Origin of the sequence: Bradyrhizobium sp. (assembly GCF_019244115.1) — a bacterium.
Lineage (GTDB): Bacteria > Pseudomonadota > Alphaproteobacteria > Rhizobiales > Xanthobacteraceae > Bradyrhizobium.
In genome coordinates this window covers 1-6,937 of the sequence record NZ_JAFATE010000099.1, presented here as the reverse complement: position 1 = coordinate 6,937, position 6,937 = coordinate 1, and the positions used below count along the sequence as shown (strand labels likewise).

Below are 6,937 nucleotides of genomic sequence, written 5' to 3'. Positions count from 1 at the left end.
CGCGGCGATGCTGAGCTGTTGCGGATCGCAACGCTGTTCGAAGTGGCCAGCGATCTGCTCGGCCGGTGGCCCGGTCTCGCTTGACTAGGGCAAAGGTATATGAGGGCGGGCTTGCCTCCAGGATCGAAGCGTGTTGGATCGCTAGGGCGAGAAAGGTGAGATTGCGTTGAACTGGAGCCGCATCGAAGGTGCGCCCGCTCCCCCCTTGCGGGGGAGGGTTGGGGAGGGGGGTACCACACGAGGAGCTGAGGCCGGGGACCCCCACCCCCAATCCCTCCCCACAAGGGGGAGGGGAGAACACCGCGCTCGCGGATACATCGTCTCTTCGTACACGGTCTCTTCGAATACGGTCTTTACTGACACGAACGTCTCTACCGAAGCGGAAGAGGACGCGGCATGAGCCTGTTCGTCCTGCGGCGGTTTTTGACCTTGCTGGCGACGCTGGCCGTGGCCTCGGTGATCATTTTCCTGGTGCTGGACGCGCTGCCGGGCAATGCCGCGCAGATGCTAATGGGCGCCGATGCCTCGCCTGACGCCGTACGCGCGCTCGCTGTCAAGCTCGGGCTCGACCAGCCGCTGGCCTATCGCTACCTGCACTGGATCACGGGCGCGGCGGTGGGCGACCTCGGCAACTCCTATGCCTATGGCACGCCGGTTGCGGCGCTGATCGGCGAGCGGCTCTGGCTTTCCATTCCGCTCGCGCTGCTGTCGATGGCGATCACGGTCGTGCTGGCGCTCGCCGCCGGCATCTACACCGCCGCCAACCACAACAGGCTCGGCGACGTCGGCGTGATGTCGCTGACTCAGGTCGGGATCGCGCTGCCCAATTTCTGGTTTGCAATTCTGCTGATCCTGCTGTTCTCGGTCAAGCTGCACTGGCTCTCCGCCGGCGGTTTTGCCGGCTGGGATGATGGCATCTGGCCGGGCCTGCGCTCGCTGCTGTTGCCGGCGATCTCGCTCGCCGTGGTGCAAGCCGCCATCCTGGCGCGTGTCACCCGCTCGGCGGTGCTTGAAGTGCTGCGCGAGGATTTTGTGCGCACGGCACGCGCCAAGGGTTTGAGCAGGCGCGCGGTGCTGTGGCAGCACGTGCTGCGCAACGCGATGATTCCGGTGATGACCGTGATGGGCCTGCAGTTCGCCAACCTTTTGGCAGGCACCGTCGTGATCGAGAACGTGTTCTATCTGCCGGGGCTCGGCCGGCTCATTTTCCAGTCGATCGCCAACCGCGACCTGATCGTGGTCCGCAACTGCGTGATGCTGCTCGCGGCCATGGTGATATCAGTCAACTTCGTGGTCGATGTGCTCTATGCCGTCATCGATCCGCGCATCAAGGTCCACCATCTGTGAGCACGCCCGACACCGCAATCAGCATGCCGGCCGTCGTGCAGCGCCCTGCGACAGGCTTCTGGCGGCGTGCGCTCAGGCATCGCAGTTTTGTAGCCGGTGGCGCGCTCGTGCTCCTGGTGCTGTTCGCCGCGCTGTTGTCGCTGGTCTGGACGCCGTGGTCTGCCTACGACATCGACATCGCGGCCAAGCTGAAGCCGCCGTCATCATCGCACTGGCTCGGCACCGACGTGTTCGGCCGCGACATCGTCTCGCTGCTCCTGGTCGGCGCGCGCGCCACCATCGCCGTCGGCATCATCGCCGTCGGCATCGGCCTTTCGTTCGGCGTGTGTCTCGGCCTGCTTGCTGCTGCGCGAAAAGGCTGGACCGAAGAACTGATCATGCGGATGAGCGACTTCACCTTCGCCTTTCCCGCTGTGCTGTCGGCGATCATGCTGGCGGCCGCGGTGGGGCCGGGCATGGTGACCTCGATCACCGCGATCGGTATTTTCCAGATTCCGACCTTCGTGCGCGTCACCCGAGCATCCGCCAATGCGGTCTGGTCGCGCGAGTTCGTGCTGGCAGCCCGGGCATCGGGCAAGGGCGCCTTCCGTATCACGACGGAGCATGTGCTGCCGAACATTCTCTCGGTCCTGGTCGTGCAGGCGACCATCGGCTTTGCGCTCGCGATTCTCGCCGAAGCCGCGCTGTCCTATCTCGGGCTTGGCACGCAGCCGCCGCAGCCCTCCTGGGGTCGCATGCTCAACGAGGCGCAGACGCTGCTGTTTCAGGCGCCGAGCCTTGCGGTCTATCCGGGGGTCGCCATCGCGACCGCGGTGCTCGGGCTCAATCTGCTCGGCGACGGACTACGCGATCTGCTCGATCCCCGCCTGGCGCGGGAGCGCTGAGTGGTGAACGTTGCGAACCAAAACATTCTGCTCGACGTCCAAAACCTCGGCATCCGGCTGAACACCAGCCGCGGCCCGGCGCAGGCCGTGCGCGAGGTTTCCTTCTCGCTCAGGCGCGGCGAGACGCTGGGCCTGGTCGGCGAATCCGGCTGCGGCAAGTCGATCACGGCGTTGGCGCTGATGGGCCTGTTGCCGGACAGCGCCGTCGTCGGCGGCAGCATCAAGCTGGCGGAGCGCGAACTCGTCGGATTGCCTGATGCGGATTATTGCGACATCCGGGGCAACCGGATCAGCATGATTTTTCAGGAGCCGATGACCGCGCTCAACCCGATGCATACGATCGGGCGCCAGATTGCCGAGCCGCTGCGGCGCCACAAGGGTTTTTCCGCTGCGGCAGCGCGGAAGGAGGCGATCGCCTTGCTCGATCGCGTCGGGCTGCCCGATGCGGCGCGGCGCGTCGATGCCTATCCGCACCAGTTTTCCGGCGGCCAGCGCCAGCGCGTCACCATTGCCATCGCGCTCGCCTGCCAGCCCGACCTGCTGATCGCCGATGAGCCGACCACTGCGCTCGATGTCACGATCCAGGGCCAGATTCTCGACCTGATCGCCGATCTCGTTGCCGAGCGCGGCATGGCGATGATCCTGATCTCGCACGATCTCGGCGTCATCGCCGAGAACGTGCAGAAGATGATGGTGATGTATGGCGGCACCGTCGTGGAGAGCGGGATCACGGACGCGGTGTTTTGGCGCATGGGGCATCCCTATACGCAGGGGCTGTTCCGGGCCCGCCCGCGGCTCGGCGCCAAAAAGGGCACGCGGTTGAAGACCATTGCCGGCACGGTGCCCGAGCTTGCGGACCTGCCCACAGGCTGCCCGTTCGCCGACCGCTGTCCGCTAGTCGAAGGTCGTTGCCGCGCGGCCTTTCCGGCCATGGTCAGGGTTGGCGACGATCATCTCGTGCGCTGTGTCCGAACTGACGTGTCGATGATGAATCTGCCCGAGGTCTTGGGCGCATGATGCTCGACCCCACCCAAGCCGCCGTCGCGCCCACGCTCGTCGAGGTTAAGGGTCTCGTGCAGCGCTACACGCTGCCGCGGGAAAACCTGTTCCGTGCGCCGGCGCAGGTGCACGCGCTGAACGGCGTCAGCCTGCAGGTGAAGGCGGGGCAGAGCCTCGGCGTGGTCGGCGAATCCGGCTCGGGCAAATCGACCTTGGCGCGGTTGGTGATGGCGCTGGAGCGTCCATCATTGGGCACGGTGTCGTTCTCGGGCCGCGATCTCAACGCCATGGCGCCGGCAGAACTGCGCCGCGCCCGGCGCGATTTCCAGATGGTGTTCCAGGATCCGTATGGCTCGCTCGATCCGCGCCAGATGGTGGCGCGGATCGTCGCCGAGCCGCTGACCGCCTTGTCCCAGGTCGGCCGCGCCGAAATGCGCGAGCGGGTCGCGACCGTGCTGCGGCAGGTCGGCCTGCGCGATGCCGACCTGGACAAATACCCGCACGAGTTCTCCGGCGGCCAGCGGCAGCGCATTGCGATCGCGCGCGCGCTGATCACCCAGCCAAAACTGATCGTCGCCGACGAGCCGGTCAGCGCGCTCGACGTCTCCGTGCAGGCGCAGGTGTTGAACCTCATGGAAGACCTGCAGGAGCAGTTCGGCCTGAGCTACATCCTGATCAGCCATGATCTCGCGGTCGTGGACTATCTCTGTGACGAGATCGCGGTGATGTATCTCGGGCGCATCGTCGAGCAGGGCCGCCCCGAGGACCTGTTCGCGCATTGCGGCCATCCCTATACGCGCGCGCTGCTGGAAGCCGTGCCGCGCGCCCGTGCCGGGGGTGCGCGCCGGCGCCGCGGCGCACAGGCGATTACCTCGCAGTCGGCGAGTACCGCCGGCTGCGCCTATGCCCTGCGCTGTCCGCTCGCCGACCAGCGCTGCCGGGAGGTGGCGCCCCCCTTGCGCGGGCTCGGCCCGGGGCATTTGGCCGCCTGCCATCACGCCGAGGCCGTCATGGCGTTGCCGCCGGTGGCCGCGGAAGGCTAGACTGTTCCCACGATTTCTCTGCGGAGCAAGCAAATGAAGAGATTATCCCTCCTCGCGGTGGCCGCCCTCGTCGCATCTGTGCCGCTGCAAGGCCAGGCGCAGGGCAAGAAGGATAGCGTCGTCATGGCCATGGCGCTGGAGCCGCCCGGGCTCGACCCGACCACCGCTGCGGCCGCGGCGATCGCCGAGGTCACGCTCTACAACGTCTATGAGACGCTGACCAAGATCAACGAGGACGGCTCGGTCTCGCCCTTGCTCGCCGAGAGCTGGCAGGCGACGGAGGATCTCAAGAGCTATACGTTCAAGCTGCGCAAGGGCGTCAAATTCCAGAACGGCGAGCCGTTCGATTCCGCGGCGGTGAAATTCTCCTTCGACCGCAACGCGGCGCCGAACTCGACCAACAAGGACAAGAGCCTCTACCAGAGCTTTGAGCAGGTCAGCGCGCCTGACGCCGATACCATCGTAGTCACGTTGAAGTACTCCGAGCCGAACCTGCCGTTCCTGATCGGGCAGGCGAGCGGATCGATCGTCGAGCCGAAGAGTGCGCCGACCGACGCGACGCAGCCGGTGGGGACCGGGCCCTACACGCTGGGATCGTGGACCAAGGGCTCCTCGATCACGCTGAACAAATGGCCCGACTACCGCAACGCGTCGGCGATCAAGCTCGCCAAGGTCACGATCCGTTTCATCAGCGATCCCGCCGCGCAAGCGGCGGCGCTGCTGGCGGGTGATGTCGACGCGTTTCCCCGAGTGGCGACGCGCATCGTCGAGCAGTTCAAGGCCGATCCCCGCTTCGTGGTGCTCATTGGCGGCTCCAAGGCGAAGACGATCGTGACCATCAACAACAAGAAGAAACCGTTCGACGACGTGCGGGTGCGTCGCGCCATTTTGGCCGCGATCGATCGTAAGGCGATGATCGACGGCGCAGCCGATGGTTTTGGCGTGCCGATCGGAAGCTTCTACACGCCGGGCTCGCCCGGCTACGTCGATACCACCGGCATCAATCCCTACGACCCCGAGAAGGCCAAGAAGCTGCTCGCGGAGGCCGGTGTGACCACGCCGCTCGAGGTGAGCCTCAAGTTGCCGCCGCCGCCCTATGCGCGGCAGGGCGGCGAGATCCTCGCGGCCGAACTCGCCAAGATCGGGATCACGGCCAAGATCGAGAACATCGAATGGGCGCAATGGCTGTCGCAGGTCTTTACGCCGGGCGGGCCGCATAATTACGACCTCACCATCGTCTCCCATGTGGAGCCGTTCGACCTCGTCAAGTGGACCGAACCCGACTACTATTTCGGCTACAACTCCGAGGCCTTCAACGCGCTGTACAAGCAGATCGTGACGACGTCGGACGAGGCCGGCCGCGCAAAACTGCTCGGCGATGCCCAGCGCATGCTCGCAACCGATGCGGCGGCCGGTTTTCTGTACCAGCCGCAATGGATCACAATCGTGAGCAAGAAGCTGAAGGGCGTATGGAAGGACGTGCCGCAGTTCGAGAACGATTTTTCGACCTGGGCGTGGGAGTAGTTCCGTTCGACTGCTGAGGTGACAGTCTGCTGTTACCGCGGCGACACTGCGCTCCCTCCCCCTTTGCGGGGCAGGGCTATCGCATATGAGTGGCGCTCTCTCCGTTTTGCCTCCCCCGCTTGCGGGGGAGGTAGCCGCACTTGCGCGGCGGCTGGGGGCCGCCCGGCCTCAGCTGCAGCCTTTTTCGCACGACGCCCCCACCCCAGCCCTCCCCCGCAAGCGGGGGAGGGAGCGCACCGCCAGCGTTCAAACCCCATATGCGATTGCCCTGCCTTGCGGGGGACGGCTGGGGAGGGGGGTACCACACGACGAGCTGAGTCCTGGGACCCCCCGCAAGGGGGGAGGGGAGGACTGACAGCCGCGCAAGTGGCCAGATTCAAGCTACTTCGCGTCTGCGATGATCATGGTTTCCCGCCCGTCCTCGATGATCATGGTGGCGGCCTTCTCGGCGATCATTGCGGTCGGCGTGTTGGTGTTGCCCGATGTGATCGTCGGCATCACGGAGGCATCGGCGATGCGCAGACCCGAAATGCCGTGAAAGCGCAACCGCTCGTCGACGACCGCGGTGGGGTCGCTGGCAAGTCCCATTTTCGCGGTGCCGACGGGATGGAAGATCGTGGTGCCGATATCGCCTGCGGCCTTCGCGAGCGATGCATCGTCATCGCCGACTGAGGGACCCGGCAAAAATTCGCTCGGAGAATAGCGCTTCAACGCCGGCTGCTGCATCAAGCGCCGCGTGGTGCGGATCGCATCCGCCGCGACCTGGCGATCCTCGTCAGTCGACAGATAGTTTGGCGCGATCGATGGCGCGGCTGATATCTCGCGGCTGCGGATGCGTACGATGCCGCGCGAGGTCGGCTGCAAGTTGCAGGCCGACACCGTGATGGCTGGAAAGCGGTGTAGGGGATCGCCGAACTTGTCGAGCGACAGCGGCTGCACGTGGAACTGGATGTTGGCGCGTGCGCGCGTCGCGTCGGAACGCGTGAAGATGCCGAGCTGCGATGGCGCCATGGTCAGCGGACCACGGCGGCGGAAGGCGTAGTCGAGGCCCATCAGGCCGCGCCGGAACAGGTTGTAATAGGTCTCGTTCAGCGTCCGCACGCCATCGACCTTGTAAATCGCGCGCTGCTGCAGATGGTC

The 6,937-nt window shown here is 65.7% G+C and carries 6 protein-coding genes; 5 read left to right on the top strand and 1 reads right to left on the bottom strand.

Annotation, left to right across the window (positions count from 1 at the left end):
* The first annotated feature begins 396 nt into the window (after window positions 1–396).
* Genes JOZ76_RS04675 through JOZ76_RS04655 form a run of 5 tightly spaced genes read left to right on the top strand, consistent with a single transcriptional unit; the run spans window position 397 to window position 5,797 of the window.
* Window positions 397–1,347 (top strand): ABC transporter permease, encoded by a 951-nt coding sequence (locus JOZ76_RS04675; RefSeq protein ID WP_291697456.1) that lies wholly within the window; start codon window positions 397–399, stop codon window positions 1,345–1,347.
* Between the two features lie 23 nt (window positions 1,348–1,370).
* A complete protein-coding gene (locus JOZ76_RS04670; protein WP_291697458.1) occupies window positions 1,371–2,231 on the top strand; it encodes an ABC transporter permease in 861 nt (286 codons plus the stop codon).
* Window positions 2,232–2,234: 3 nt separating this feature from the next.
* Window positions 2,235–3,248 (top strand): ABC transporter ATP-binding protein, encoded by a 1,014-nt coding sequence (locus tag JOZ76_RS04665; protein WP_291697455.1) that lies wholly within the window; start codon window positions 2,235–2,237, stop codon window positions 3,246–3,248.
* Window positions 3,248–4,273 (top strand): ABC transporter ATP-binding protein, encoded by a 1,026-nt coding sequence (locus JOZ76_RS04660; RefSeq protein ID WP_291697457.1) that lies wholly within the window; start codon window positions 3,248–3,250, stop codon window positions 4,271–4,273. The genes JOZ76_RS04665 and JOZ76_RS04660 overlap by 1 nt, the downstream gene beginning before the upstream one ends.
* 33 nt (window positions 4,274–4,306) lie before the next feature.
* Complete coding sequence (locus JOZ76_RS04655) at window positions 4,307–5,797, top strand: ABC transporter substrate-binding protein (RefSeq protein ID WP_291697454.1); 1,491 nt, start codon at window positions 4,307–4,309, stop codon at window positions 5,795–5,797.
* A 381-nt stretch (window positions 5,798–6,178) separates the two neighbouring features.
* Here the strand turns inward: JOZ76_RS04655 and JOZ76_RS04650 are convergent.
* Window positions 6,179–6,937, bottom strand: a 759-nt coding sequence (locus JOZ76_RS04650; RefSeq protein ID WP_291697453.1) for a GMC family oxidoreductase, incomplete at its 5' end; no start/stop codon positions are given.